Source organism: Pseudomonas sp. Root562 (genome assembly GCF_001427125.1).
Classification (GTDB): Bacteria; Pseudomonadota; Gammaproteobacteria; order Pseudomonadales; family Pseudomonadaceae; genus Aquipseudomonas.
Genome location: NZ_LMGK01000021.1, coordinates 40,082 through 66,231 on the forward strand (window position 1 = coordinate 40,082; position 26,150 = coordinate 66,231).

Below are 26,150 nucleotides of genomic sequence, written 5' to 3' on the forward strand. Positions count from 1 at the left end.
GTGGAACTTCGTGACATCAACCCGGTAATGCGTTGGGGTATCGCTGCTATTTTAGGTCCGCTACTGCTGGTTTTCAGCGTTCACTGGTGGGGGAAAGCCGTGGCCAGTGAACGGGCGGGGCTGGCCGCCTACAAAGCCGACGTCATGAAACAAATCGCCGAGCGGCAGGCCACCCAAGCGCGGACTTATGCTTTGGAAATACGAGGCGTGGGGCTTGCGATTCATCAGGATCATCAGTCTGAAATCTGGCAATTCATCAAAAAGAAAAACGACAACTTTGCTTCGATTTATTCTCGAGACCCCAAGGACTATAAGGCGTCACTAAGATCCAGAGAAAACTCCAGAGATATCAAAATCCGAGTTTCATTCAAACATTCGGCGGGCGAGTCGGTGGCGTATTGGCCGATTCCCGTATTTGCGTTGGGTCCACCAGACCCCTATGAGAAAGGCTATCGTGCCGCCGGTCTGATCAACACAGGCCGTAATAAGGCGACCCTTGGGGTTACCCAGTTTCTCTGGCAGGACGATGAAAGCACCACCCACGCGCAGGGCATGATCGAGCGACTGTTCCAGTTCTTTGATGACAACCCCCAAGTGCCCCAAGCCTTGATCGCGAGCCGGGACGGTGATGTGACACGAGATGTCTATCGCAAGCCCGGTACTCCAGGATTGCAAAGCGTCCAGGTCGTGCCCACCATCTACGAAAGCATGACTGGGCTGCTGGTCACCCGTTCGGATCGGGTGGATCGCTACATTCGTCGTTATGCCACCCATGAACGTGAGGACAACCAGAACAAAGACACTGACTTGGGCAAGCTGTGGGCGTTTTACTGGGATCGTGATAGAGCATTTATGCCGTGGTATGAAGCTGCACAGCGCGCCAAGGGAGCTAAAGCCTCGTTAACTCCTACCACCATGTCCACCGCCTACTGGCAATCCCAACTTCCCACCCTCTGGCAAACCATCAGCAACCGCGGGCCGGGAGAATTCCAACCCTCGCCCTGGCTACCCATCCGCTGGGCCCAGCATCAGGTCAAAGAATTCGACGCCGCGCCGGTGCTGGGTTATCTGCACCGACCAATCAAGGTTTCGATGCAGGATGAACACGGCCAGCGGCTCAAACCGGCGTTGCAGGCCAAGGCTTTGCAGGCCGGCTGGCTGCAAGCCGTGGATACGTTGCCTGAAGGGCAGAAACCGGTCCGGGTGTTCTACGACACGACCGACAACCGCGACGCTGAAATTGCCCTGACCATTGCCTTGCATGGCCTGAATACCGACGGCCACGGTATCGAGTTGGGCAATGTCGACGAGGGTTACGACATCGGTCGGCGCCTGGGCAATACCGGGGTCAGTGGCGCGCTGGTGCAAATCAACCTGGCGACCATCGCCAGTTACCTGGACGGCGGAAGCAGCGCGGTGGTCTACGCCGGTCAGGACGGCAGCCTGACCGTGCAAATGATCCGCCCGCCGGACGAAGCGCGCAAAGAAAAGAACCGCGAAAACCGAGGTGCCGACCCGTTCAAGTTCGGCGCCCCTAACGGCGGCGTATCCAGAACATGAGCCATCCCATCTGCCTGGGCGACGCCACCAGCAGCGGCGGCACCGTGATTTCCTGCCAGCTTGACGGCACGCATACCCTCAATGGAAAAACTCCAGCGGTGTTGGGCGATAAGGCCAAGTGTCCGCTGCATCTGGGCAAGTTTGCCTTCGTCGAAGGGCATCCGCGTCGGCGTATGAACGGCATTCCGGTCGTATTGCAGGGCCATCGACTGGCCTGCGGTTGTCATGGCGTTGCGAGTAATGCTCGGCATGTGCGGGTAGGTTAGGTCGAAACCACTGTGACGCTCAGGATGGTCAGGCGCTGCCAGCTTCATTTGATCAAACAAAAAAAAGCCCGCGGGAGGGCGGGCAAACCGTAGTTTCTTGAATGAGCGAGGCCAATGTACAGGTTGTGGCTTCGAGGCGGGGTGAAGAAAAGTTCATCTGGAGGAACGCCACGGGCCAGATATCTCTGGACGGTCAGGGCAAATGATCCGCCGCAAAATCGGCTTCCGATCGCGCACGCAAACGACCCTTGCGGCAGGCCTGCTGGAAAACCTCGAAGTCGCGCTCGTTCTGTTCGGTATAGCCTTGGGCATATTTGTAAAGTGCATCGGCCAGCGCCTCGCCCTTGCCGATGTAGCCGCTGATCTGCGCGGCGTATCCGGACGATTTGGCATGGGCGCGGGCCAGGGCGCGACCGCAAAGTCGACCGTAGGCTGCGAAAGCCTCTGCATCAAACGTTTCGAGTTCGGCCGAAACCTTCATGTCGCGTAACTGACGCACGTAAAAGTGACGACCGCTGGGGCCGGTGGTCCAGCCAAGGAACAGATCGCTGGCCGATTGCATCAAGCGCTGACCGTCGACCACGCGCTGCCCCTCATGGCGGACCCGCGACTTGGCTCTCACGTAATCGGCGAGGACGGAACGGCGTGCTTCCTTGAATTGCAGGAACAGCGGGAATTGCTGTTCGTCGGTCAACAGCGCCACCATGCAACGGGTGCCGACACTGCCGACACCCACCACTTTGAACGTCATGTCTTGAGCGGTGAAGCGTGACAACAATTCACGGCGGTCGGCTTGCAGCGTGCCGCGGTAGTCGCGCATGAACGTGTCGAACAACGGTCGCCAGTCAGACAGTCGCAACCAGTCATCGTCGGCATCCAGCAACGTGGTGTTGTTGTGCAGGTGAAAGATTTCCGGCAAATCATCGCGAATGATCAGGCGACTGTGGTTATCGCGTTCGCTGATTTTCGGCAGCAGTTCGGCATGGGTACGATGTTCGGCTTTGTCGATGGCACGTTGCACGTGTTCCAGGGTGTTTTTGCTCGCCTGTTCACGCAAATCGCCGTAGGTGATGGCCTCGTACCAGGTCTCCAGGGTGCTTTGTTCGGCGCACTCGAGCATGGTCTCCTGATAGGCCCCCAGCAGCTCATGACAGATCGAATCTTCGACCGATTTGCCGTGGCGCAAGTCGCGGGCGGCCACCACAAAACTTGTGGCCAGACGCTTTACATCCCACTCCCATGGCCCTGGATGAACTTCATCAAAGTCATTGACGCTGAACAGCAGGTTGCGTTCGGGTGTGGCGAAACCACCGAAGTTCATCAGGTGACTATCACCACAGATCGGCGAGACCAATCCCATATCAGGCGTGTCTGCCAGGTCATGCGCCTGCAACAGCGCGTTGCCACGGTAAAAGGTGAACGGCGACTCCAGCATGCGCCCGTAACGCAACTCGACCAGCGACTTGATCCGCCCCTCACTCGATGCCTTGATCAGCGGAATCGGATCGCGCTTGGCTTTGCCCGACGTCGCGTGGGCACTGCGGGGGCATTTCTTGCGCGCATCTCTGCCTTGTTTGAAACGGTCTTTGAGGAGGCTCATGTGGGCTCGTTCGGCGGGGGAGAGTGGCTTTGCCGATTGAGTGTAGAAGGGCTTTTCGCAAAATAATCATTCTGCGCTTTAGGCGCCTGTATTTTTGTTGAGTTTGCACAAAACTGCGAAATCGAAAAGCCGAGGGAGCGCATTCAGAGAATGCTCGCCGCTGTTGAGGTGGTGATTGCGCGTTATCCTCAGTATCGAGAACAGGCAACACATGTCGTCGGTGCCATTGAACAGGCTGCGGCACCGTTTGCTGTGACGTTTGGCTGATTCGCACGAGCGGGTGGGTACGTTTGTCCGAATGGATCCGATTTGTGTCGTCAATAAAATGACGGAATCGCGCTTTTATTTGCCGTACGGCGGCAAAGTAGACAAGCTATTGACAGTGTCCGTGGGATCTCCCATTATCTGCCGCGTTTTGATGGCCTTGCGCCATAAAAATGTCGGTGGTGACTGGGCAGTTCCCCATGGTTCGCAACCGCAGTACGATACAAATGCCTACACCGTCAGCGGGCTTCAAAAAGGAGCGTCCGCTTGAATCTTCAGGAAGAAATTTCATGTTCGTTGAGCGCGTACTGGTTACTGGCGGAGCGGGATTCATTGGATCGCACCTTGTAGAAGCGTTGCTGGCCAAGGGTTACAAGGTTCGAGTGCTGGATAACTTGTCGACCGGCAAAGTCAGTAACCTGCCGATGGACAATGCCAACCTGAACCTGGTGGTTGGCGATGTCGCAGACAGTGCCGCAGTGGCCCAAGCGATGCGCGATTGCAGTGCCGTCGTTCATTTGGCGGCGGTGGCTTCGGTGCAAGCGTCGGTGGATGATCCGGTCGGTACACACCAAAGCAATTTCGTCGGCACGCTCAACGTTTGTGAAAGCATGTTGAAGGCCGGTATCAAGCGCGTCGTGTTCGCCTCCAGTGCTGCCATTTACGGCAACAACGGCGAAGGTTCGGCGATCGACGAAGACACGCCAAAATCGCCACTCACACCCTATGCCAGCGACAAGTTGTCCAGCGAGCATTACCTGGATTTCTATCGCCGTGAGCACGGCCTGGAGCCGGTGATCCTGCGCTTCTTCAACATCTTTGGCCCGCGCCAGGATCCGTCCTCGCCGTACTCCGGTGTGATCAGCATTTTCACCGAACGGGCGTTGAAGCAACTGCCGGTGTCGATTTTCGGTGACGGTGAGCAGACCCGCGACTTCGTCTATGTCCTGGACCTGGTGAGCATCCTGCTGCAAGCCGTGGAGACCAGTGAGCCGCGTCCTGGAGCGGTGAACATTGGCCTCAGCCGTTCCACCAGCCTCAATGATTTGATCGCTGAACTGGGGGTTGCCACCGGCAATCCTTTGACGGTAAACAAACAGGCGCCACGTCAAGGCGACATTCGCCATTCGCGCGCCAATAATGCTCGCCTGCTCGAGCGCTTTGATCTTCCGGAACCGACTTCCATCGGCAACGGTCTAGCGCAACTCATCCGCAGTTTGTAACTCGGTCGGCTTAAGCTGCCCGAAGTTCAAGCAGTACTGATCCGTCATTTCAAGAGTGAGTTATGGAAATCGTTTTTCGCAGGACGCGTGTCCGCTCGGTCGCCAAGCGACTGTTAGCCGCTCTGGCGCTGTGTGTGAGTGGCCCCGCCGTGCAAGCCGCGGTATTGACGCCTCCCTCAAGCGTGACTTTCTGGTATGCCGACGAGCCGCCGATCTCTGAGCTGGCGCAGTTTGACTGGGCTGTCGTCGAACCCGGGCACATGACGGCGAACGATGTCAAAACGTTGCGCAAGCTGGGCAGCGAACCGTTTGCCTATATGTCTGTGGGCGAGTTCGACGGTTCAAAAGCGGATATCTCCAAGGCTGGCCTGGACAAGGCTGTCTCTCCGGTGCGAAACGACTCGTGGAACAGCCAGGTCATGGACCTCACGGCACCGGCCTGGCGCGAACATTTGCTCGGCCGTGCCAGGCAGCTGCAAGCCCAGGGCTATGGCGGACTTTTTCTCGATACTCTCGACAGTTTCACTCTACTGCCAGAGGCATCACGTGAAGCCCAGCGTGCCGGCCTTGCCAGTTTTCTGCGGGAACTGCACAAGCAGCAGCCAAAGCTGAAGCTGTTTTTCAATCGTGGCTTTGAAGTGCTGCCGGAGCTTGACGGCGTGGCTGCAGCGGTAGCTTTCGAGTCGCTCTACGCTGGTTGGGACGCATCCGCCAAACGATACCGTCCAGTGCCGGAGGCGGACCGCCAATGGCTGCTGGGCCAGCTGCAACCGTTGCGTGCCAAAGGCATTCCACTGGTGGCGATCGACTATTTGCCACCGGAACGACGCGAGGAGGCCCGCAAGCTGGCCAAGCGTTTGCGCGATGAAGGTTTCATTCCTTTCATCAGCACCCCGGAACTGAATTCGATGGGCATCAGCAACATCGAAGTGCAGCCGCGGCGTGTCGCGTTGGTTTACGACCCGCGCGAAGGTGACCTGGCCAACAACGCCGGTCACACCTATCTGGGCGGGCTGCTCGAATACCTGGGTTATCGCGTTGACTACCTGCCTGCCAGCAGCTCCATGCCGGATTATCGCTTCAGTGGCTTGTATGCCGGTGTGATTACGTGGATGACCAGCGGTTCGCCGCAAGATGCTCCGGCATTCAACCGTTTCATCAGCGCACGTCTGGACGAGCAGGTACCGGTGGTTTTTTTCTCCGGCCTGCCGGTTGAAGACCAGGTTCTGCTCAAGCGCATGGGCCTGAAGCGAGAAGCCCCGCCGGGTACCCAAGCACTGACAGTGACTCATCAAGACAAGGCGCTGCTCGGCGCTTTTGAAGCACCGATGCAGCCCCGATCCCGTGACCTGACGGCGGTCTCGGTATTGCCCAAGGGGCCGACACCGGCACTTTCGCTGAGCAATGCTGCAGGGCAAACCTTCGACCCGGTCGTCATTGGCGATTGGGGCGGTCTGGCGTTGGCACCCTACATTCTTGAGGTGAACAACGAGCGCAGTCGCTGGATTCTCGACCCCTTCGCTTTCCTCAAGGCAAGCCTGCGTCTGCCTGAGCAACCACGGCCGGACACCACCACAGAAAACGGCCGTCGAATCGCCACCGTACACATCGACGGCGATGGCTTTCCCTCCCGCGCCGAAGTGCGTGGCACGCCATATGCCGGCCGTCACACGCTGGATGACTACATCAAGCCCAACCCGTTCCTGACGTCGGTGTCGATCGTCGAGGGTGAAATTTCGCCACGTGGCATGTTCCCGCACCTGGCACGCGAACTGGAGCCCATCGCCCGCGAGATCTTCGCCAATCCGAAAGTCGAAGTGGCCACCCACACCTTCAGCCATCCGTTTTTCATGCAGCCGGAAAAGGCCACTAAACGTGAGAATTTCAAACCGGAATATGGTTTGAACATGGCTATTGCGGGCTACGACAAAATTGATTTTTATCGCGAGGTTGTCGGTTCCCGCGACTACATCAACCAGCAGCTCACCACTCCGGAAAAACCGGTGAAAATGGTGTTCTGGCCAGGTGACGCCTTGCCTTCGGCAGCGACGCTGAAGATTGCCTACGATGCCGGTCTGAAAAACGTCAACGGCGCGGAAACGATGATGACCAAGGCCGATCCGTCGCTGACCGGGTTGAACCCGCTACTGCGCCCTACCGAGGGCGGTTTGCAGTACTACGCGCCGATCATCAACGAGAACCTCTACACCAACCTGTGGAAAGGTCCGTATTACGGCTTCCGCGAAGTGATCGACACCTTCGAGCTGACCGACAGCCCGCGCCGCCTGCGTGGCCTGCACCTTTACTACCACTTTTATTCAAGCACCAAGCAGGCTTCGATCAAGGCCATGCACGAGATCTACGGCTACATGCGCGACCAACAGCCGATGTCGCTGTGGATGAGCGACTACATCGATCGATTGCACGGCTTGTATCAGGCCAGCCTGGCGCGGACCGCCGATGGCAACTGGCAGATTCGCGGCATGGATGCATTGCGCACCGTGCGCCTGGACCCGCAAATGGGCTGGCCGGATTTGCTGCGATCGCAAGGCATTGCCGGTGTTCGAGACATACCGCAAGGGCGCTATGTGGCACTGAGCAGCGACCGGGCACTGCTGGTGCTGCGACCTGATCGGGACAGCCGCCCGGCATTGGAGGAAGCCAATTTGCCTCTGCTGAGTTGGCAGTACCTGGATGATCAACGCGTGAGTTTTTCGTTTGCCGGGCAGTTTGATCTGACCTTCTCGGTACGGTCGGCGAGTGCCTGCCGGGTCGAAGTGGATGGACAGCGTTTTGCAGGCAAGGCATCGGCCGGTCTGTGGACTTTTCAATTACCAATGAAGCAGGTGAGTAATGGTCAGCTCTTCTGCAACTAATTCTTCAGCGAGCAAAAACAGCCGCCTGCTCAACCCGTGGGCGCTGGCGGTGGTGGCGGTTGCCGTGGGCGGTCTGCTGTGGGCGACCTTCCAGCGTGAAGAAGTATTCCAGCCTGACGGCCGCGAACCGGATGCGGTTTCCGCCAACTATGCCGAACTGCTGCTGACCGCTCACCCGGAAGACGATCACCTGCGTCTGCAACTGGTCGACCTGTTGATTCGCCTCGGTGATTACACCAAGGCCCGCCAGCATCTGGAGAATTGGCCCAAGCCGAACCTGCAATTGCAGGCGTATTACCGGCTCGAGCTGGATGCGCTGGAAGCGGCCAAGGACAGTGACCTGATCACCCAGCAGGCCTTGGTCGAGCGTCTGAAAAGCTTCGATCACCGGATGCTGCCATTGCCGCAATTGCAGAACCTGGCCAAGCTCGCACTGACCTTGCAGGCACCGGCGTTTGCCGCCAGTGTCTATGAAGAAATTGCTGCTCGCGACCCGCAGCAGCGCAGCGCGGCGCTCAAGTCCGCTGCGCAATGGTACCTGGCGGGCGAGCAACCGGGGCGCGCCGCAGAAATCTATCTGCAGTTGAGAAAGGATACTGATCAGGCGGGCGAGCGTCGTGAGTACGCCCAGTTGGCCTACAACAGCCTGTTGGCTTCCGGTCAGGGCGACCAGGCTGCGCAGGTGCTTGAAGATGAAATCGACTCGCTGATCAACCCGCAAACCGACTCGGCCTGGGTCCAGCAGGGTGTCGATGTAGCCGTCGCCAGCAAGCGCTTCGATCTGGCGCAGCGCTTCCTGCAACAGTGGCGCATCCTGCAACCGGACAACCCGCAGATCCTGCAGAAGGATTTCAGCATGCGTCTGGCCCTCGGCGATTTGCCGGGCGCCTGGGAAAGTGGCCAGCAACTGCTCGAAAAACATCCCGAAGATGTGCAGTTGCTTGAGCAGATGGCCCACCTCGGCGAATGGCAGGGTGAAAACGAAGCGGCGCTCGGTTACTGGATTCGTCTGTTGAAGCTGCGCGAAAGTGCGCAAACCCGTGAGCACGCCTGGCGCCTGGCCAGCCAGCAGTTCGACTTCGACCGCTCGATTCCGTTGCTTGCCGAGATCATGGAGCAGCGTGCGCTGACCGACATCGAACTCGATGCGCTGATCTACGGTCACGAATCGCGGGGTACGCCAAAAGAGGCTGAAGCCTGGCTGCGCACGTATTTGCGCAAGTACCCCAAGCATCGCCTGGCCTGGACGCGCCTGCTGCAAAACCTGGAAAACACCGGGCAATATGCAGCCAAGGCCAACGTTTACAAGGACTACTCGAAACGTTTTGCGCTGACCACCACCGAGCGCGTCGATTGGGTCGATACCTATCTCAAGTTGTTCGATAACACGTCGGCATGGCAAGTGTTGCAAGTCGATAACCGCACCATCACTGATCCGAACTACTGGCGTTCCCGGGCCTCGCTGGCTTGGGACCTGGAGCGGGACGATGAATTGCAGGTGTCGCTCGAGAAGCTGTTGACGCTCAAGGGCTCGCTCAACAGCGGCGACGAGAGTCAGTTGATCACCCTTTATCGAACCAGCAATCCACAGCGCGCTCTGCAGTTGATGGTCGCCAGCTGGCAACGCAGCCACGACCAGCAGCGTTTGGTCGAGGCCTTGCAGCAAGCCCAGGAATTGCAGGACTGGCCGCAAGTGGAGTCGCTGCTCAAGGACGCCGAGCAATACCCTGATGCCTATGGCCAGTCTCAAGTGTTGGCAGTACGCGGTGCATTGGCAGTGCAGAAGGGCCAGACCGACGAAGCGCTGCGCCTGTATCAGGAAGGCCTCGCGCGGTTCCCTGACGACAACCTGTTCCGCGAACGCCTGATGTGGCTGTACGTCGATCAGGGCAACACCGCCGCACTCAAGCCTTTGCTGAGCCAATGGAAAGCCCGGGCGCGCGAAGACCGTCTGCTGTGGCTGCCATTCGCCAGCGCCAGTCAGATGCTCGGCCGCGACAGCGAAGCGTTGGCCTGGTATCGCATGTACCTCAAGAGCAGTCCTCAGGACTGGCTGGTGCAAGCGGCCTACGCCGATGCGCTGGACAGTGCCGGCTATAAGGATGCGGCCCAGCGTCTGCGCTTGAAGCTGCTGCGCAGCCCCGAAGGCGAAAATCTGCAGCCGTCGTCTCAACGCTACGGCACCTGGTTGCGTTTGATGGCCAGCAGCTATTCACCGAAAAAGGCCCAGCAGGAAGTCCTGAAATGGAAGGACGGCTCGCCGGCGATGTTGCAACTGTGGTTTGAGCGTTTGCTGGCGCGTCTTGATGCGACCAATCAGGAATCGCAAAAAGACCAATGGCTGGCTTGGGCGCGCAGTCAGGGCCTGAAGGTCGAGCGTTATGAGCAGATTCAGGAAGCTCTGCGCAGCCGCAACAAGGCGCAGGTCGAAACGTTGTTGGCCAGCAGCGACCTCAACCCGGCGCAACGCGCTCAGGCCCTCAGTCGTCTGGGTCGCCTGAATGAAGCCCTCGACACCAGCCTGACGGCGCTCGGTGATGAGCAGCCGGAAGCGGTGCGCGAACAGCTGCGCCGCCAGGCTGTGGAGATCCACGAACGCACGCCGCAAGGTGCGCAGTTGTCGTGGCATGAACAGGACTTCGGCGGCCTGGAGTTCAACGCGCCACGCCTGGAGATTGCGCACAACCTGGGCGATAAGTGGTACGCCGATCTTGAGCTGGAGCAGGGCGACTACAGTGGTGACGAAATCGAATCATCGCGCATCGGCGAGGAGCGTAACGCCGCCCTGACCCTGCAACGTGCGGTGGAGGACGGCAGCTATAAACTGTTCGCCGATACCAGCCAGCGCAGCGATGACGACCGCAACGGCCTGGGCCTGTCCCGGACCTGGCAGCTGGGTGTGAGCGATGAACTGGAAACCGGCGTCGACTGGCATCGCAAGAACGAAGACAGCGGCTTGATGCGCGCCTTCGGCCAACAGGACCGCGTGTATCTGGGTGGCCGCCATAGTTTGACAGCCCGCGATCAGGTCAGTTGGGAAGTCGCGCAGCGGTCGTTTTCCACCCGGGCCGGTGACGATCTGGGCGATGGCCATGCGCTGAAAATGGAGTACAACCACACGCTGGAATTCGCCGGTCCCAACTGGACCGTGCGCAGCGGTGTCGACTACCAGAAGAATCGGGTCAAGGATAAGTCGCTGGATTACCTGTCGACTAACTTTGGTGGCCCGGTCATCAGAGCCGCGCCTGTGCAGACGTTCGACCCTGATACCGGTTTGCCCGACCCGATCAATCCACTGGATATCGAGACCGTCACCGCCAGCGACCTGCTGCAAAGTCGCTATGGCCAACTGTATGTCGGCAGCTCCTGGCGTCGCGGCATACCTGGCGCGCTGGTGCGGACCAGGCCGCAGTACACCTGGCTGGTTGACCTGACGGCAGGCTGGCAATGGACCGATCAAACATTCAACTACGGCATCAATACCGGGATCGGCGTTGAAGTGCTGGGTGACGACGAACTGGCCCTGACCTTCGGCTACCAATCCGCGCCACAAGGCGGGGACGGCAAGGCCGGCGGAACACTGGGTGTGAGCTACGGCGTGCGTTTCGGACGCTGATCATGGAATTTCTACGGGAGAAAAACGTATGCAAGCAATTCGTAATCTGAGCCTGGCGCTGGCGGTCCTGGTCGTCGCCGGTTGTGCCAGTTTCACCGACGAAAGCAGCCCGAGCCTGCCGCGCACTGCGCAGTGGGGCATCGTGCCGATGGTCAACTATTCGCAGACGCCGCAGGCCGGTGAACGCAGCGAGCAAATCCTGCTCAGCGTCCTCAGCAGCCATGGCTTGCAGCCACGGGTTTACCCAGCCAGCACTCAGGGTGAGCAAGCGCTGATGGACGATAACGAGCGTCTGGCCGGTGCCCTGGATTGGGCGCGTGAGCAGAAGCTCGATTACGTGGTCGCCGGTAGCGTCGAAGAATGGCAGTACAAGAATGGCCTGGACGGCGAACCGGCGGTGGGCATCAGCCTGCGCGTGCTGGATGCCGACAGCGGCCGGGTGCTCTGGAGCAAAAGCGGCGCGCGTGCCGGTTGGTCTCGTGAAAGCCTCGCGGGTACCGCGCAAAAGGTGCTCGACAAACTTGTTGGCGCCCTTACGTTCGAGTGATCGCAATGAATTCTCCACACATGGATTACAGCCTGGCGCCTCGCGCCAGCGGCCCGGTGTCTTGGCTGGAAACGTTCCTGGTAACCGGCCTGGTCATCGGCCTCGGCCTCTGGTTGACCCCGGACGACCCGATGCAGATGCACGGCGGGTTCCCCTGGCCGATTCTGGCGCCGCTGCTGTTGGGTGTGCGTTACGGTTTTGTGCGCGGCCTGCTCAGCGCCGGTTTGTTGGTTCTGGCCGTTTTCGCCCTGCGCTACAGCGGCCATGCCGGCTATGCGCAGCTTGAGCCGTCGTGGATAGTCGGCGTGCTGGTATGCGGCATGCTGGTGGGCGAGGTGCGCGATCTGTGGGAGCGACGCCTGGAGCGTCTGCAGATGGCCAACGATTATCGTCAGTACCGTCTCGATGAGTTCACCCGTGCGCATCAGATTTTGCGGGTCTCCCATGACCGCCTGGAACAGCGTGTGGCGGGTAGCGACCAGAGCTTGCGCAGCTCGCTGCTGGGCCTGCGCGAAAAACTGCGGGTGATGCCCGAGCATGGCGATGCCCTGGCGGCATTGGCCGACCCGATCGTTGCCGTGCTTGGACAGTACGGCGCGCTGCGGGTGGCCGGGTTGTATCGAGTCGACGAGCGCGGTGAGCGAGTGTTGCCGGCGCCGCTGGCAACCATCGGCGTCATGGGCTCGCTGGACACCGAGGACGGACTGGTCAAGTTGTGCCTGGAGCGCGGTGAGTTGGTCAGCGTACGTCAGGAATTGATCGATGCCGGTGGCTCGGCGCAATTCTCGTCGCTGCAGGCCTGCATTCCGTTGATCGATGCCGAAGGGCGTCTGCTGGCGGTGCTGGCGGTGCGACAGATGCCGTTCTTTGCCTTCCAGGATCGCACGCTGAGCCTGCTGGCGCTGTTGGCCGGTCACATCGCCGACCTGCTGTTGCGTGACGTGCAAGTGCTGCAATTGGTCGATGCCGACGCGCAGCACTTCACACTGCAACTCAAGCGTTCACTGGTCGACGTCGAACAGCACCAGTTGTCTGCCGGACTGTTCGCCTTCGAAATGACCCGTTCCAACGAAGAACTGACGCGCCTGCTGGAACGCAGCCAGCGCGGTCTGGATTTGCACTTGCCGCTGCGCAACAACCGCGATCACCAGTTGCTGCTGGTGCTTCTGCCGTTGACCAGTCCGCAAGGCACCGAGGGCTATCTGTCGCGTATCAACCTGCTGGTGCATGAACACTTCGGCATTGAAAGTGACTTGGACAGCCTCGGCGTGCGGGTCATGCCGTTCAACCTGGAGCCTGATGATCACAACGGGCTGCGTAACTTCCTGTTCAACGAGTGTGGTCTGAATGATCAGCAAGTGGCTGTTTAGCGGAGCCTTGTTGTTAGAGGCGGGCAGTTGGGCCAGTTTGTGGGTCGACGCGCCCGAGGCGCACCAATTGCTGGTGTTCACCCTCACTCACGGTTTGGCCAGCGTGCTGTTGTGTGGCGCGGTCTGGTTGCTGTTGCCGGCGCGTTACCGTTCGCCCCTGCCGTGGAGCCCGCTGTTCATTTTCAGCCTGGCGTTCTTCGTGCCGGTGCTCGGGACCGTGGGCGTGGTCGCGGCGATCTTCCCGGCGCTGTACCTGCCACGCAAACGCGACAAGCAGGCCTGGCAAGCGGTGGGCATTCCGAGCCTGCCGTATCGGGCGCAGATGCAATTGCATTCGCCGATCTTCGCCGATGGCGGTTTGCAGGATGTCTTGCGTCATGCACCGGATCCGGATCAACGTCTGGCTGCATTGCTGGCCACCAAACGCATGCCTGGCAAGGAAGCGGTGCCGATTCTCAAACTGGCACTGGGCGACCCGAGCGACGATGTGCGGCTGCTGGCCTACTCAATGCTCGACAAGCAGGAAAGCGACATCAACCTGCGTATCCAGATTGCCCTCGGCCAACTGCACGGCGCCTCGACCAAGGCCGCCGGTGTGCTGCATGGCACCCTGGCGCGTTGGTATTGGGAGCTGGCGTACCTGGGGCTGGCGCAGGGCAGTGTGCTCGAACACGTCCTCAACCAGGCCAGCGAACATGCCGAACAAGGTCTGCAGGCGGGTGAGGGCGGTGAGCTGTTTCTGTTGGCCGGGCGTATTGCCCTGGAACGCGGCGACATCGAGCGCGCCGAAGTGTTGCTGACCCAGGCCCAGGAAAACGGCATGGGCGCGGCGCAGATTCTGCCGTTCCACGCCGAACTGGCTTTCGAGGCCGGTCGCTACCATGAAATTCCGGGGTTGCTTGCAAGCCTTCCCGAGAAAACCCGCCAGCGACCCCCCTTCGCTGATCTGGTGAGGAGCTGGACATGAGTCACAAGGAAGAGGCGCCGATCGCCGACATCTGCCTGCTGCTCGAAGGTACCTGGCCTTATGTGCGTGGCGGCGTGTCGAGCTGGATTCACCAGATGATCCTCGGCCTGCCGGAGCTGACGTTCTCGGTAATGTTCATCGGCGGGCAACGTTCAGCCTATCCCGAACGCCGCTATCAAGTACCGTCGAACGTGCTGCACATCGAGGAAGTGTTCCTCGAGGACGCGACCCATACGACAAATACCCGGGGCACGCCGCGCGAGGCCGACCTGCAAACACTGGAAGACCTGTATCGCTTCCTGCATCACCCGGACGCGCCCGAGCCCGCACTGGGCGAAAACCTGCTCGAGTGTATCGCGCAAGGCCACTTGACCCTCGACGACGTGCTGCGCAGCCGTGCCAGTTGGGAGGCGTTGAGCGAAGGCTATCGCCTGCATTGCGCCGACCCGTCGTTCATCAACTATTTCTGGACCCTGCGTTCGATGCAGTCACCGTTGCTGATGCTCGCCGAGTCATCGCGCCGGATGCCGCGGGCGCGGGTGCTGCATTCGATTTCCACCGGTTACGCCGGGTTGTTGGGGTGCATCCTCAAGCAGCGCTGGAACTGCACTTACCTGCTCAGCGAGCATGGGATCTACACCAAGGAACGCAAGATCGACCTGGCCCAGGCCAGCTGGATCGCCGAGAGCTCCGGCCAGGCGCTCAACCGCAGCCTTGATGCCGGCTCGGGCTATATCCGGACCTTGTGGGTGCGTTTTTTCGAGCGTATCGGCCAACTGACCTACAACAGCGCCGACAACATCATTTCGCTGTATGACGGCAACCGCCAGCGGCAAATCAAGGACGGCGCCGACCCGGTCCGTACCCAGGTCATTCCCAACGGCATCGACTTGCCGCAGTGGACCACCGCCCTCCAATCCCGTGCGCCCGGCATTGCCCCGGTGGTGGGGCTGATCGGTCGTGTGGTGCCGATCAAGGACGTGAAGACGTTCCTGCGGGCCATGCGCGGCGTGATCAGCGCCATGCCCGAGGCCGAAGGCTGGATCGTCGGCCCGGAAGAGGAAGACCCGGAATACGTCAGCGAATGCCGCAGCCTGATGGCCAGCCTGGGGCTGGAGGGCAAGGTGCATTTCCTTGGCTTCCAGCGCATCCAGGAGATCCTGCCCCAGCTCGGGCTGATGGTCCTGACCTCGATCAGCGAGGCGCAACCGCTGGTGATTCTCGAAGCCTGGGCTGCCGGTACGCCGGTGGTCAGCAGTGACGTGGGCTCGTGCCGGGAAATGATCGAAGGTGGCAGTCCAGAGGACCGCGACCTGGGCCTGGCCGGCAAAGTCGTGGCCATTGCCGACCCGCAGGCCACCAGCGTGGCCATCCTCGAACTGCTGCGCAGTCCGCAACGCTGGCAGGCGGCTCAGGCCAGCGGCTTGTTGCGGGTCAACCGTTACTACACCGAAGCCTTGATGCTGCAGCGTTATCGCGACTTGTATCAAGCCGCCATGGAGAACAGTTAAATGGCCGGGATTGGCTTCGAACTTCGCAAGATCCTGTCGCGCGATTCCTATACCGCGACCTTGCATGCCTACGTCTATGCCGGGCTGATCAGCTCCGGTCCCTGGGTGCTGTCGATCATCAGCGTGATGCTGGTGGGTATCATCAGCCTGAGCCGTGTCGTGCCCAATACGCTGGTGGGGCAGTTCCTGGTGACGGTGACCTACCTGATGGCCAGTTCGCTGATCATTACGGGCGGCTTGCAGCTGTTTTTCACCCGGTTCGTTTCCGACCGGTTGTTTGAGAACAAGCACGACCAGATCCTGCCCAACCTGGTGGGCGTGCTGTTGATGGTCACCATCGGTGCCGGTGTCCTGGGTATCGTCGTGCTGAGCGTGCTGTTCGACCAGCCGCTGATGTACCGGCTGCTGGTGCTGTCGAACTTCGTGGTGCTGTGCAATCTGTGGATGGTGATCATCTTCCTCTCGGGGATGAAAGCTTATAACCGCATCCTGCTGGTGATGCTGGTGGGCTACACACTGATGGTCATCAGTGCGTATCTGCTGAGCTTCCTGGGCATAGCGGGCCTGCTGTTGGCGTTGTTGATCGGGCACAGTACGTTGCTGTTCCTGTTTCTCTACGACATCCTGCGCGAATACCGGGCCGAGAAACTGGTGGCCTTCGATTTTCTTGATCGGCGCCACGTGTTTGTCAGCCTGCTGGTGACCGGGTTTTTCTATAACTTCGGTATCTGGATCGACAAATTCATCTTCTGGTTCAACCCCGGCACCTCGAACGTCGTGATAGGTCCACTGCGGGCGTCAATCCTGTACGACTTGCCGATCTTCCTCGCATACCTGGCGATCATTCCGGGGATGGCGGTGTTTCTGGTGCGCATCGAAACCGATTTTGCCGAGTGGTATGACCGGCTGTTCCGGGCTATCCGCGAAGGCGAGACCCTGCAGCACATCAGTTCGCTGAAGACCGAGATGACCTTGTCCATTCGCCAAGGCCTGCTGGAAATCTGCAAGGTGCAGGGGCTGACCGTGGTACTGCTGTTCCTGTTTGCTCCGCGTTTGCTGGATTGGCTGGGCATCTCCAGCTATTACCTGCCGCTGTTCTACATTGACCTTATCGGCGTGAGCATCCAGGTGGTGTTCATGGCGTTGCTCAACGTGTTCTTCTACCTCGACAAGCGCGCCGTGGTCCTGGAGCTGTGCGTGATCTTCGCCGTGTTGAACGCCGGTTTGACGCTACTGAGCATGCACCTTGGCCCGAGCTTCTTTGGCTACGGCTTTACTCTCTCGCTGCTGGTGTGCGTGTTGTTGGGGCTGCATCGATTGTCCACAGCGCTGGAAGACCTCGAGTACGACACCTTCATGTTGTCGCGCTGAAGCATTCTGGCGGTACGAAAAAAGGCACTGTCGATTACCGGCAGTGCCTTTTTTTGTCAGGCTTGAAGTTGTCGTCTACTCAGCCTCGTGACGATCTTTTGTCGTGCGGATAAGGTTGTTGCGCAGCTTCACAATGGCCTGCTGCATTTGCACGAAATCGTCAGGATCAAGACCGGTTTGCGGGAAGCCGTCCTCGCTCAGTTCTTCACGCAGTTTTCGTCCCTCTTTCGTCAGGCTGATCCGCACCTGGCGTTCGTCTTCCGGGTCGCGTTGGCGCAGCAAATAACCCATCGCTTCCAGTTTTTTCAGAATCGGCGTGAGGGTGTTGGATTCAAGGAACAGCTTTTCGCCGAGGCTGCCAACGGTCTGGTCATCCTGCTCCCACAGCGCAACGAGGGTGATGAATTGCGTGTAGGTCAAGCCCATTCGTTCGAGCATGGGTTTGTAAGCCTTGCCGAAGGCAAGGTTGGAAGAATAAACCGCAAAGCACAAAAACTCGGAAAGCTTCAGGTCGAGAGCGGATGTCTTGTCAGTGGATTTCATGCGCATTCTCTCTGGGCAAGGACGGATGGGTTGCAAGTCTCGACTATACATCGCATGCGATGGTGTCGGAAGTGCTCAGACCTTGGCGTATCGTCCACTGTGACCGGTGATTGAAGCCGGTGGCCGGTCCAGCGGGAGAACAACACCCTGGCGGACCGGCCGTGGACAGCGTTACGCGGTCTGGACGTTGATGGCTACATCAATGTTGCCGCGTGTTGCCTTGGAGTACGGGCAGATGGCATCGGCGTTGTGTGCCAGTTCGGTGGCGATTTCGTGTGACAGGCCGGGTACGCGCAGGGTCAGTCGAGCCTGGAGGAAGTAGGCTGCGCCGGTCTGGCCCAGATCGACTTCGATGTCGACGGCGGTATCGGCCGGTAGCGTCACCTTTAACTGCTGCGCCGCCAGACCTACTGCGGCGATGTAGCAGGCCGACCATGCCCCGGCGAACAGTTGCTCGGCTTTCGGGTGCGGCTGCACACCGGTGAATACATGCGCTGGCGTGGCGCTGCCGGGGGACGACAATTCGATGTTGAGGCTGCCGTTATGCCCGCGCGTAGTAGTGCCAGCGCTGTTCAGGGTGGTGTGGGTTTTGCCGGTGGCCAGTACTTTTTCGATCTTGCTCATGATGATGTCCTCAGGTTTTCAGTTATTAAATTCGTGTGCGCTAACATCGCATGCGATGTTTTAGGCGGTAATAACGCTCAGGGCAACGTCGATATTGCCGCGTGTAGCTTTGGAGTACGGGCAGATGGAGTCGGCGATGTGTGCCAGTTCGGTCGCGACGTCGTGGGCCAGCCCCGGCACGCGCACGGTCAGCCGGGCTTGAAGGAAGTAAGCCGGGCCGGTCTGGCCGAGGTCGATTTCGATGTCGACGGCCAGGTCTGCCGGCAGTGCGATGTTGCGCTCTGCCGCGACCAGGCCAACCGCTGCGGTGTAGCAGGCCGACCATGCCCCGGCGAACAGTTGCTCGGCTTTCGGATGCGGTTGGGTGGCGGCAAACACATGAGCCGGCTGAGTCGAGCCGGGGGACGACAGCTCGATGTCGAGATTGCCGTTATGGCCACGCGAGGTGGTGCCAGCGTTGCTCAGGGTAGTATGGGTTTTACCGGTAGCCAGTACTTTCTCGATCTTGCTCATGGGACGGTTCCTCCAAGGGTTGCATTCTATGCGATAACATCGCATGCGATTTGTTTGATGCGGTAAACGATCTATTGATTGCCTGTTGCTGTGATCCAGTTGTTGCCGTTGTGGCCATTGGAAGCGTGGAAGGTCGAATTGATCTGGGTCTGGCGGCTTCCGGTGTTCATGGCTGAATCTCCAACGGCAATGGGCTGATGTTGTTGGTCGCTTTCGATTAGATCGTATGCGATGTGATAATAATCTGCCGAAGCCTCAACAATGTCAAAGATTATTTTCTGCCCCGACGATGAACGGTGGCACGGGCATCCTGTGAAAAACGCCAAGCGTCGCCCGGCCCATGCCGCGAGGATGCGGCGTAGAGCCTTTCGAGGATTATTGACATTGGGGAGGAGGCTGAATTTCAGGCACAAAAAAAGACGTCCGAGGACGTCTTTTTTTGTTGAGTTGGTGGAGCCGGGGGGATTTGAACCCCCGTCCGCCAGTACTCCGCTGTCGGTACTACATGCGTAGCCGTGTCTATTAAGTTAACCCTCAGCGACCCGACGGGCAGGGTGCTTTGGGCGAGTTGTGTAAGTTTTAGCCGCTTCGTCCACAACGTACTGCACGGCGATTCTGTTCTATATGACAATCACTTTGGGTTTACAGACATCCCCTGATGATTGCTGGACCCGAAGGTACCAGAAGGGAAGAGCTAAGGCTGCTTACGCAGCGAGAGCGTATTCCCCGTAGGTTTCGTCATTGGCAACTATAAGAAGTTGCAACAGTGGATTTACGAGTTCTGTTACCAACTCGGCATGCACCTAAAGTTTCGCAACCGGCGTCGAATCCTAAACGGCCCCGAACTCATTGCTCGTGAAACGGATGAGCAACAAGCACGAACAGTCTACGACATTGTGGCCCGGAAGGCCAACCCGAAGGTTGGCCGCACCTGGTATCAGTTCCGCGTTGGGTTTCGAATCTGCATTTTGGTAATGATACCGCTGGAAATCTCTACGCAATCCTTGTCGTTGCCTGCCGCCTGGGCTGCCTTGGCTTTTGTCTGCGCTGCTTTGACGCTGTCCAGAGTGCCTTCCGGAATAGAGGGCGCACTGTTTACGAAGTCATCAATGGTTTGAAGGTTATCGGTACACAGGTCTTTATCCGCCGCAAACACCGGCGACGCCAACATTGCAGCAGCGATGAACATTCCAGCAATTGCAGAGTGCTTCATGGGTATCTCCTTGCGCATGTGGGCTCGGTGCTGCCGATAACGCGGGCTGCTGGCCGAGGTGGTTATAAGCTCCTTTCAAAGAGCCTAGTCAAATGACTATAGCCGCGCGCAGGAATTCGGTTTTTTTTTCGGGTTGATGATGGTGCTGCAAAGCAAAAAGGGGCGAAAACGCCCCTTTTACGCAAGCCGCCTGTTCAAACCGGACGCGCTTGCGTCACGCGGTCCACGAGGTAAACCAATCCGTGATAATCGATCCCGCCATGCTGGCTCAGGCCGATTTCACAGGTGCGACTGGTAGAGATGCCTTCTTCGCAGTACTGCACGGCGTCTTTCAACGTGCGCAGCGAGTGAGCATTGAGTTCTGGCGTCGTGAAGCCTTTGTCACCGGCAAAGCCGCAGCAGTGAATACCTTCCGGGATGATCACGTTGTTGCTGCATCTGCGCGCCAGATCGATCAATGCCTGGCTTTCGCCCAGGTGCTGGGTGCTGCAGGTGACATGTACCGCGATCGGCGCCTCTTGTGGGATGAAGTCCAGTCGATCCATCAAGTGCGTGCGGATGAAGCGCACCGGGTCGTACAGGTCAAGGCGTACGTCGCCCAGATCCTGAGTCAGGCGCAAGGTGCAGGGGCTGGTGTCGCAGTAGATCGGATCGAGCCCGCCACGGCTGGCGTGGAGCAGGGCACCGATCAGTTCCTGGCGTTTGTGTTCGGCCTGTTCGGCATAACCCTTGGAAGCGAACGGCTGGCCGCAGCAGAGATTGTCCAGATTGTCCGGGAAGACCACCTGATAACCGGCTTTTTCCAGCAGGCCACGGGTTTTGTCGTACAGCGACATTTGTTCTTTGTCGCCGGCCGCCGGCCCCATAGCGCGTGAAACGCAGGCTGCCAAATACACCACGCGCGGGCGTTCGTCGGTCACCGATGGGCTGAAGCGAATGGCTTTTTCCGGCTGCGGCATGGCGCTGGTCCATTGCGGGACCTGGCCTTTGGACAAGCGGGTCAGCGTTGCCGACAACTTTGCCAATCGTGGCGCGCCCAGCAACATTCTTGCGCCGTTGGCTACATGCAGTGTGAAGCGCGCGCCTTGCATGGCTGTGGCGAAATTGCCTTCCAGCCAATTGGCGGTTTTCGTATGAGTGGCGTGTTGGCCGCGAAGCTTTTTCACCAGCTCGCCGGTGTTGATTCCCACGGGGCAGCGTTGCGCACACAGACCGGTCGCGGCACAGGTGTCGATGCCCTGGTATTCATAGGCCGCTTCAAGTTCACGGGTATCGACACCGGCGCGTTTCTTCGCCTGGATATCGCGCCAGATCACGATGCGCTGGCGCGGGCTCAAGGTCAGGCCTTTCGACGGACAAACCGGCTCGCAGAACCCGCACTCGATGCACTTATCCACAATCTCGTCGGCGGCCGGCAAGGGTTTCAAGTGCTTGAGGTGGATTTGCGGATCTTCGCTGAGCACCACGTCCGGATTGAGAATGCCATTGGGATCGAGCAGACGCTTGAGCTGCCACATCAATTGATAGGCATCGCTGCCCCATTCAAGCTCAACGAACGGCGCCATGTTGCGCCCGGTGCCGTGTTCAGCCTTCAACGAGCCGCCGAACTCCACCGCGACCAGTTGCGCGACGTCGTCCATGAACGCCTGGTAGCGTGCGACTTCTTCCGGGCTATTGAAGCCCTGAGTGAAGACGAAGTGCAGATTGCCTTCCAGTGCGTGTCCGAAAAGGATCGCTTCGTCGTAGTGATGTTTGTCGAACAACTCGATCAGGCGATTCACGCCGATGGCCAGTTGTTCCACCGGGAAGGTCACGTCTTCGATGATTACCGTGGTTCCGGTTTTGCGCACCGCACCGACTGCAGGGAAGGTGTCCTTGCGGATTGCCCAGAGACGGGCGTTTTCCAGCGGATCTTCGGTGAAGTCGACTTGCTTCTCCACCGGGAACGACGCCAGCGACGCCATGATTTGCGCCAGTTGCTCGTGCAGTAATGTGGACGATGCTGCGCGGGATTCGATCAGCAGGGCGCAGGCATTGTTCGACAGGTGTTGTACGAAAGCGGGCATGCCGGGTTTGCTTTGCACCGAGCGCAGACTGCGCCGGTCCAATAGTTCTACCGCCGACACCGGTTGGCTTTTCAGCACGGTGACCGCGTTGCAGCAGGTTTCCACGTCCGGGAAAACAATCAGCGCCGAGGCCTTGTTCGGGTGATCGATCACCGTGTCGTAGGTCACCGCGCTGATGAAACCGAGTGTGCCTTCGGAACCGACCAGCAGGTGGCTCAAGATATCCACAGGCTCGTCGTAATCCACCAGGGCGTTGAGTGACAGGCCGGTGGTATTTTTCAGACGGTATTTGTGGCGAATCTTTGCCGCCAGTTCGGCGTTGGCGCGGGTCTCGCGGCCCAGCGTCGCCAAGCGTTCAAGCAGCTCTGCATGGCTTTGCCGAAACGCCGCGACACTGGTGGCGTCTTCAGTGTCGAGACGGCTGCCATCGGCCAGCACCAGACGAATGCCGGCCAGGGTGTGATAGGTATTTTGCGCGGTGCCACAGCACATGCCGCTGGCATTGTTGGCGACGATGCCGCCGATCTTGCAGGCATTGATCGATGCCGGGTCCGGTCCGATCTTGCGCCCGAACGGCGCAAGCCAGGCATTGGCTTGTGCTCCGATTACGCCGGGTTGCAGACGAATCTGCGTGCCTTGGCCGCGGATCTCACGACCGTTCCAGTTATCCCCAAGGACGATCAGCACTGAGTCGCTGATGGCTTGCCCGGACAGGCTGGTGCCGGCGGCGCGGAAGGTCACCGGCACCTTATCGCGCTGGGCCAGTTTCAGCAGCGCTACCACTTCATCTTCGGATTCGACGCGGATCACCAGTTGCGGGATCAGCCGATAGAAACTGGCATCGGTGCCGAAAGCCAGGGTCGACAACGGGTCGTCGAAGCGCCGTTCGCAGGGAATCAGTTGCTGTGCATCACGCAGGAAAGCGGCCGGTAAAGTCATTGATCCTCCAGGATCAGCACCACCAGGTCTTTCGGACCGTGGGCGCCGTAGGCCAGCACTTGTTCAATGTCAGCGGTTTTCGACGGGCCGGATACCAGCAGGGCATTGGTCGGCATGCCTTGCGCCCACTCGAACTCCTGCTGGACCTGATAAAAATTGTCGCGGATTTCACTGGCCTTGAGCAGGGCGAAATGCACCGGTGGCGCCAGGCTCATCAATCGCGGTTCTTCCCGTGTCGGCCAGATGATCAGGCTGCCGGTCGCGGCGATGGCGCCGAGGGTCGTAGTCAGACTCGCCGGAGTGTCGTTGAACAGCTCGGCTTTCCACTCTTCGACCGGTCGATCATAGGCCTTGAGTGCCGGCAGATCAGGATTTTTCTCCCAGTGCTGTACGACACGCTGCCCGTGGGGGGTGGTCGGTGCAATCAACAGGCTCGGTAATTGGCGATCCTTCAATAATTGCCCGAGCAACTCAGGCCAGCCTTCAGCCGACGTCAGGTGGATTTCCGTGTGCACCGCTTCCATCAGTTTGCGCAGTTGCGGGATGCGCTGTTCCGGTGCGTAGGTGTAAGACTGCGTCACCAGATCGACATCGAAGTTGTCAGCCACCGGTGTGGTGCCTGTCAGGCTTTTGCGCAGTTTGGCGAGGATGTTTTGCTTGGCGCTCATCGACGGTCTCCCTGTTTGGCCAAATGTTCGCGCGCCATGTCATGCAGTGAGCGGGCAGCGGGTTTCGGTGCGCTGTGGTTTTGCGTCCATGGGCCGACATTGTCCGGCACAAGGGCGCGCAGGCGCGTCGCGGCAAAACCGAACAGGCGATACAGCGTCGGTGAGCTATTGAGCTTCGCCCAGGCGTTCCAGATGAACCGCTCCTTGCGCGAGTATTTGCTGCCCTGGCCGCGCATCACATGGTGTGGGCTGTCCGGGGCTTTGACGTTCTCTTCCCGAAGACGACGGAGTAACGCCGGGATCGGAATTTTTACCGGACATACCTCGCCGCAAGCGCCGCACAGGGAAGAGGCGCTCGGATGATCCGGGACTTTCGCCAGGCCAACCATGTGCGGGGTGATGATTTTTCCGATAGGGCCGGGGTAGACCTCGCCATAGGCATGGCCGCCGATTCGGGTATAGACCGGGCAATGATTCATACAGGCGCCACAGCGAATGCAGTTCAGGGTCTGACGCAGTTCGCTGTCGGCAAAGGCCTGGCTGCGACCATTGTCGAGCAGCACCAGGTGCACTTCCTGCGGGCCGTCGAGCTCATGTGCCTTGCGCGGGCCGGAAATCATGTTGACGTAAGTGGTGATCGGAATGCCGAGGGCCGAGCGTGTCAGCAATGACAGCAGCGGCACCACATCGCGCAGGTTTTCCACAACCTTTTCGATGCCGGTCACGGCGATGTGCACCGGTGGCACGGTGGTGGTCATGCGGCCGTTGCCTTCGTTTTCCACCAGCAGCAGGGTGCCGGTTTCAGCCACGGCGAAGTTGACACCGGAAACGCCGATGTCCGCTTCGAAGAACTTCTGTCGCAGGACTCTGCGACCGATCTGAATGAGTTGGTCAACGTCCTTGGTGTATTCCACGCCAAGCTTGTCGTGGAACAAGGACGCGACCTGACCGGCGTTCTTGTGGATCGCCGGCATGATTATGTGTGAAGGCTTCTCGTGGTCGAGCTGGACGATGTACTCGCCCATGTCCGATTCCAGGCATTCAATGCCCTGTTCAGCGAGGACGTGGTTCATCTCCATTTCTTCGCTGACCATCGATTTACCCTTGATCACTTGCCGCCCCTCGTGAGCGCGGATGATCGAAAGGACGATGCCATTGGCTTCGTCCACCGTTTCCGCCCAGTGCACTGTCACACCGTTGCGGGTCAGGTTCTGTTCAAGTTGCTCGAGCAGCTCGGGCAACTTCGATAAAGCACGGGCGCGGACGGCATTGCCCAGCGCGCGTAAATGTTCCCGCTCATGGGCATCGCTGAAAGCCGCGGCCCGTTTGGTCATCAGTGAATCCATCGCCTTGCGGAAGTTGCCCCGCAATTGCGCATCACCCAAGGCCTCGTGAGCCCGGGTGCGGAAATCCTCTTCTACAGCGACCGTAGGAATAATCTCGGCGGCGCTCATTGGGCACCTCCGGTACGTTGCCAGAGGAAACTCGCCAGATGCTGACCGCGTAACGCTTCCTGCTGTTTTTCCAGTGAGCCGTTGATGTTCATCAGGCAACCGCAGTCGGCGCTGAGTACCTTGTACGCGCCGGACTCCTTCAGCGATCGGGTCTTGTCAGCCACCATCGCGCCGGAAATGTCTGGCATACGGACGCTGAAAGTCCCACCGAAGCCACAGCATTCGCTTTCATGGCTGTGGTCGACTCGCTCCACATTGCTCAGCTGCGACAACAGCTCACGGCCGTGCAGGTGGGTGTTCATTTCACGGCGTGCCGAACACGACGTGTGCAACGCTACTTTTACCGGTTCACCGCTATCCTTGAGCTGCACCTTGCAGACGAACAGCAGGAACTCGGTGAGCTCATAGGTCCTGGCCGCCAAGGCCTCGACCTGTTTCAACGTGTCCGGCTCGTCCTTGAACAAGTCGGCATAGTGTTCGCGCAACATGCCGGCACAGGAACCCGACGGCACCACCACCGGATAATCCCCGGCAAATAGCGCCAGCTGCGAGCGCGCCACTGTCCGGGCCTGCTCGGTATAACCCGAGGTGTACGCCGGTTGACCGCAACAGCTTTGCCCTTGCGGGTACTCGACACGGATCCCTTCGCGCTCCAGTAGATGGATCGCGTCCATTCCGGCTTGCGGGTAGAACAAGTCCACTACGCAGGTCCCGAACAGGTACACCCGCTGCGGTTTCTCGCTGGGGTATTGCCGAGGCTCGGGCAGTGGCGGGGCGACACGGGTCGCATTCGGCACAGCGTTGTAAAAAAGCTCGCTCATCAGGCGTGTCTCCGGGTGGGCCCGGTTATCCGTCCGCTGAGGCCGCTGAATATAGAGTGAGATTCTTTCAGCAGCCTTACAGACCGGGTTGTGAATAGCTGACGCCGGAATCGTGGTCCGGCGTCGGTTTTTTCCGTA

Annotated in this window: 18 protein-coding genes, 1 other RNA gene and 1 pseudogene; 10 read left to right on the plus strand and 10 right to left on the minus strand. The window is 59.3% G+C overall.

Features of this window, described 5'->3' with window-relative positions; translation table 11 throughout:
- Nucleotides 1-3: 3 nt before the first annotated feature.
- Nucleotides 4-1,560: pseudogene (locus ASD60_RS15950) on the plus strand (type VI lipase adapter Tla3 domain-containing protein); the annotation flags it as partial.
- Complete coding sequence (locus ASD60_RS15955; protein ID WP_056854933.1) at nt 1,557-1,826, plus strand: PAAR domain-containing protein; 270 nt, start codon at nt 1,557-1,559, stop codon at nt 1,824-1,826. The pseudogene ASD60_RS15950 and the gene ASD60_RS15955, both read left to right, overlap by 4 nt.
- Nucleotides 1,827-2,019: 193 nt before the next feature.
- On the opposite strand, the gene ASD60_RS15960 is transcribed toward ASD60_RS15955, so the two are convergent.
- Entirely contained in the window at nt 2,020-3,426 is a 1,407-nt protein-coding gene (locus tag ASD60_RS15960; protein WP_056854934.1) for a DUF2252 domain-containing protein, read from the minus strand.
- Between the two features lie 554 nt (nt 3,427-3,980).
- On the opposite strand from ASD60_RS15960, the gene ASD60_RS15965 reads away from it, so the two are divergent.
- The 8 genes from ASD60_RS15965 to pelG all read left to right on the plus strand — a co-directional run bounded on the left by ASD60_RS15965 (nt 3,981) and on the right by pelG (nt 17,171).
- Nucleotides 3,981-4,913, plus strand: a complete 933-nt coding sequence (locus ASD60_RS15965; RefSeq protein ID WP_056854935.1) for an NAD-dependent epimerase/dehydratase family protein — start codon at nt 3,981-3,983, stop codon at nt 4,911-4,913.
- A 62-nt stretch (nt 4,914-4,975) separates the two neighbouring features.
- On the plus strand, nt 4,976-7,789 hold the full coding sequence (locus ASD60_RS15970) for a bifunctional glycoside hydrolase 114/ polysaccharide deacetylase family protein (protein WP_056854936.1): 2,814 nt from the start codon (nt 4,976-4,978) through the stop codon (nt 7,787-7,789).
- Nucleotides 7,767-11,405, plus strand: a complete 3,639-nt coding sequence (locus ASD60_RS15975; protein ID WP_056854937.1) for a tetratricopeptide repeat protein — start codon at nt 7,767-7,769, stop codon at nt 11,403-11,405. The genes ASD60_RS15970 and ASD60_RS15975 overlap by 23 nt, the downstream gene beginning before the upstream one ends.
- A 28-nt stretch (nt 11,406-11,433) precedes the next feature.
- Entirely contained in the window at nt 11,434-11,952 is a 519-nt protein-coding gene (locus tag ASD60_RS15980; protein ID WP_056854938.1) for a hypothetical protein, read from the plus strand.
- 5 nt (nt 11,953-11,957) lie between these two features.
- Nucleotides 11,958-13,322: a PelD GGDEF domain-containing protein gene (locus ASD60_RS15985; protein ID WP_056854939.1), complete on the plus strand. Its 1,365-nt coding sequence runs from the start codon at nt 11,958-11,960 to the stop codon at nt 13,320-13,322.
- Nucleotides 13,300-14,289, plus strand: a complete 990-nt coding sequence (locus ASD60_RS15990; protein WP_056854940.1) for a HEAT repeat domain-containing protein — start codon at nt 13,300-13,302, stop codon at nt 14,287-14,289. Before ASD60_RS15985 ends, ASD60_RS15990 begins: the two co-directional genes overlap by 23 nt.
- Nucleotides 14,286-15,800, plus strand: coding sequence for a GT4 family glycosyltransferase PelF (gene pelF, locus ASD60_RS15995; RefSeq protein WP_056854941.1), 1,515 nt, complete (start codon nt 14,286-14,288; stop codon nt 15,798-15,800). Before ASD60_RS15990 ends, pelF begins: the two co-directional genes overlap by 4 nt.
- Nucleotides 15,801-17,171 (plus strand): exopolysaccharide Pel transporter PelG, encoded by a 1,371-nt coding sequence (gene pelG / locus ASD60_RS16000; protein WP_056854942.1) that lies wholly within the window; start codon nt 15,801-15,803, stop codon nt 17,169-17,171.
- A 75-nt stretch (nt 17,172-17,246) separates the two neighbouring features.
- Here pelG and ASD60_RS16005 read toward each other — a convergent pair whose 3' ends face one another.
- The 9 genes from ASD60_RS16005 to ASD60_RS16040 all read right to left on the minus strand — a co-directional run bounded on the left by ASD60_RS16005 (nt 17,247) and on the right by ASD60_RS16040 (nt 26,012).
- Nucleotides 17,247-17,714, minus strand: a complete 468-nt coding sequence (locus ASD60_RS16005; RefSeq protein WP_056854943.1) for a MarR family winged helix-turn-helix transcriptional regulator — start codon at nt 17,712-17,714, stop codon at nt 17,247-17,249.
- Between the two features lie 171 nt (nt 17,715-17,885).
- Complete coding sequence (locus ASD60_RS16010) at nt 17,886-18,338, minus strand: Ohr family peroxiredoxin (protein WP_056854944.1); 453 nt, start codon at nt 18,336-18,338, stop codon at nt 17,886-17,888.
- Between the two features lie 60 nt (nt 18,339-18,398).
- Entirely contained in the window at nt 18,399-18,851 is a 453-nt protein-coding gene (locus tag ASD60_RS16015; protein ID WP_056854945.1) for an Ohr family peroxiredoxin, read from the minus strand.
- 448 nt (nt 18,852-19,299) lie between these two features.
- Nucleotides 19,300-19,693, minus strand: a transfer-messenger RNA (tmRNA) gene (gene ssrA, locus ASD60_RS28405).
- 95 nt (nt 19,694-19,788) lie between these two features.
- Complete coding sequence (locus ASD60_RS16020) at nt 19,789-20,064, minus strand: hypothetical protein (protein ID WP_056854946.1); 276 nt, start codon at nt 20,062-20,064, stop codon at nt 19,789-19,791.
- A 194-nt stretch (nt 20,065-20,258) separates the two neighbouring features.
- Nucleotides 20,259-23,069, minus strand: coding sequence for an FAD-binding and (Fe-S)-binding domain-containing protein (locus tag ASD60_RS16025; protein WP_056854947.1), 2,811 nt, complete (start codon nt 23,067-23,069; stop codon nt 20,259-20,261).
- On the minus strand, nt 23,066-23,737 hold the full coding sequence (locus ASD60_RS16030; protein ID WP_056854948.1) for a LutC/YkgG family protein: 672 nt from the start codon (nt 23,735-23,737) through the stop codon (nt 23,066-23,068). The genes ASD60_RS16025 and ASD60_RS16030 overlap by 4 nt, the downstream gene beginning before the upstream one ends.
- Nucleotides 23,734-25,191: a LutB/LldF family L-lactate oxidation iron-sulfur protein gene (locus ASD60_RS16035; protein ID WP_056854949.1), complete on the minus strand. Its 1,458-nt coding sequence runs from the start codon at nt 25,189-25,191 to the stop codon at nt 23,734-23,736. The genes ASD60_RS16030 and ASD60_RS16035 overlap by 4 nt, the downstream gene beginning before the upstream one ends.
- A complete protein-coding gene (locus ASD60_RS16040) occupies nt 25,188-26,012 on the minus strand; it encodes a (Fe-S)-binding protein (protein ID WP_056854950.1) in 825 nt (274 codons plus the stop codon). Before ASD60_RS16040 ends, ASD60_RS16035 begins: the two co-directional genes overlap by 4 nt.
- Nucleotides 26,013-26,150: the final 138 nt, after the last annotated feature.

Excerpts from the sequence above, each read along its gene's own strand:
- ASD60_RS15980 (WP_056854938.1), top strand. The coding sequence starts at position 11,434 with ATGCAAGCAATTCGTAATCTGAGCCTGGCGCTGGCGGTCCTGGTCGTC.
- pelF (WP_056854941.1), top strand. The coding sequence starts at position 14,286 with ATGAGTCACAAGGAAGAGGCGCCGATCGCCGACATCTGCCTGCTGCTC.
- ASD60_RS16030 (WP_056854948.1), bottom strand. The coding sequence starts at position 23,737 with ATGAGCGCCAAGCAAAACATCCTCGCCAAACTGCGCAAAAGCCTGACA.
- ASD60_RS16020 (WP_056854946.1), bottom strand. The coding sequence starts at position 20,064 with ATGAAGCACTCTGCAATTGCTGGAATGTTCATCGCTGCTGCAATGTTG.
- ASD60_RS16005 (WP_056854943.1), bottom strand. The coding sequence starts at position 17,714 with ATGAAATCCACTGACAAGACATCCGCTCTCGACCTGAAGCTTTCCGAG.
- ASD60_RS16025 (WP_056854947.1), bottom strand. The coding sequence starts at position 23,069 with ATGACTTTACCGGCCGCTTTCCTGCGTGATGCACAGCAACTGATTCCC.
- ASD60_RS16010 (WP_056854944.1), bottom strand. The coding sequence starts at position 18,338 with ATGAGCAAGATCGAAAAAGTACTGGCCACCGGCAAAACCCACACCACC.
- ASD60_RS15955 (WP_056854933.1), top strand. The coding sequence starts at position 1,557 with ATGAGCCATCCCATCTGCCTGGGCGACGCCACCAGCAGCGGCGGCACC.
- pelG (WP_056854942.1), top strand. The coding sequence starts at position 15,801 with ATGGCCGGGATTGGCTTCGAACTTCGCAAGATCCTGTCGCGCGATTCC.
- ASD60_RS15985 (WP_056854939.1), top strand. The coding sequence starts at position 11,958 with ATGAATTCTCCACACATGGATTACAGCCTGGCGCCTCGCGCCAGCGGC.
- ASD60_RS15990 (WP_056854940.1), top strand. The coding sequence starts at position 13,300 with ATGATCAGCAAGTGGCTGTTTAGCGGAGCCTTGTTGTTAGAGGCGGGC.
- ASD60_RS16015 (WP_056854945.1), bottom strand. The coding sequence starts at position 18,851 with ATGAGCAAGATCGAGAAAGTACTGGCTACCGGTAAAACCCATACTACC.
- ASD60_RS16035 (WP_056854949.1), bottom strand. The coding sequence starts at position 25,191 with ATGAGCGCCGCCGAGATTATTCCTACGGTCGCTGTAGAAGAGGATTTC.
- ASD60_RS15970 (WP_056854936.1), top strand. The coding sequence starts at position 4,976 with ATGGAAATCGTTTTTCGCAGGACGCGTGTCCGCTCGGTCGCCAAGCGA.
- ASD60_RS15960 (WP_056854934.1), bottom strand. The coding sequence starts at position 3,426 with ATGAGCCTCCTCAAAGACCGTTTCAAACAAGGCAGAGATGCGCGCAAG.
- ASD60_RS15975 (WP_056854937.1), top strand. The coding sequence starts at position 7,767 with ATGGTCAGCTCTTCTGCAACTAATTCTTCAGCGAGCAAAAACAGCCGC.
- ASD60_RS16040 (WP_056854950.1), bottom strand. The coding sequence starts at position 26,012 with ATGAGCGAGCTTTTTTACAACGCTGTGCCGAATGCGACCCGTGTCGCC.
- ASD60_RS15965 (WP_056854935.1), top strand. The coding sequence starts at position 3,981 with ATGTTCGTTGAGCGCGTACTGGTTACTGGCGGAGCGGGATTCATTGGA.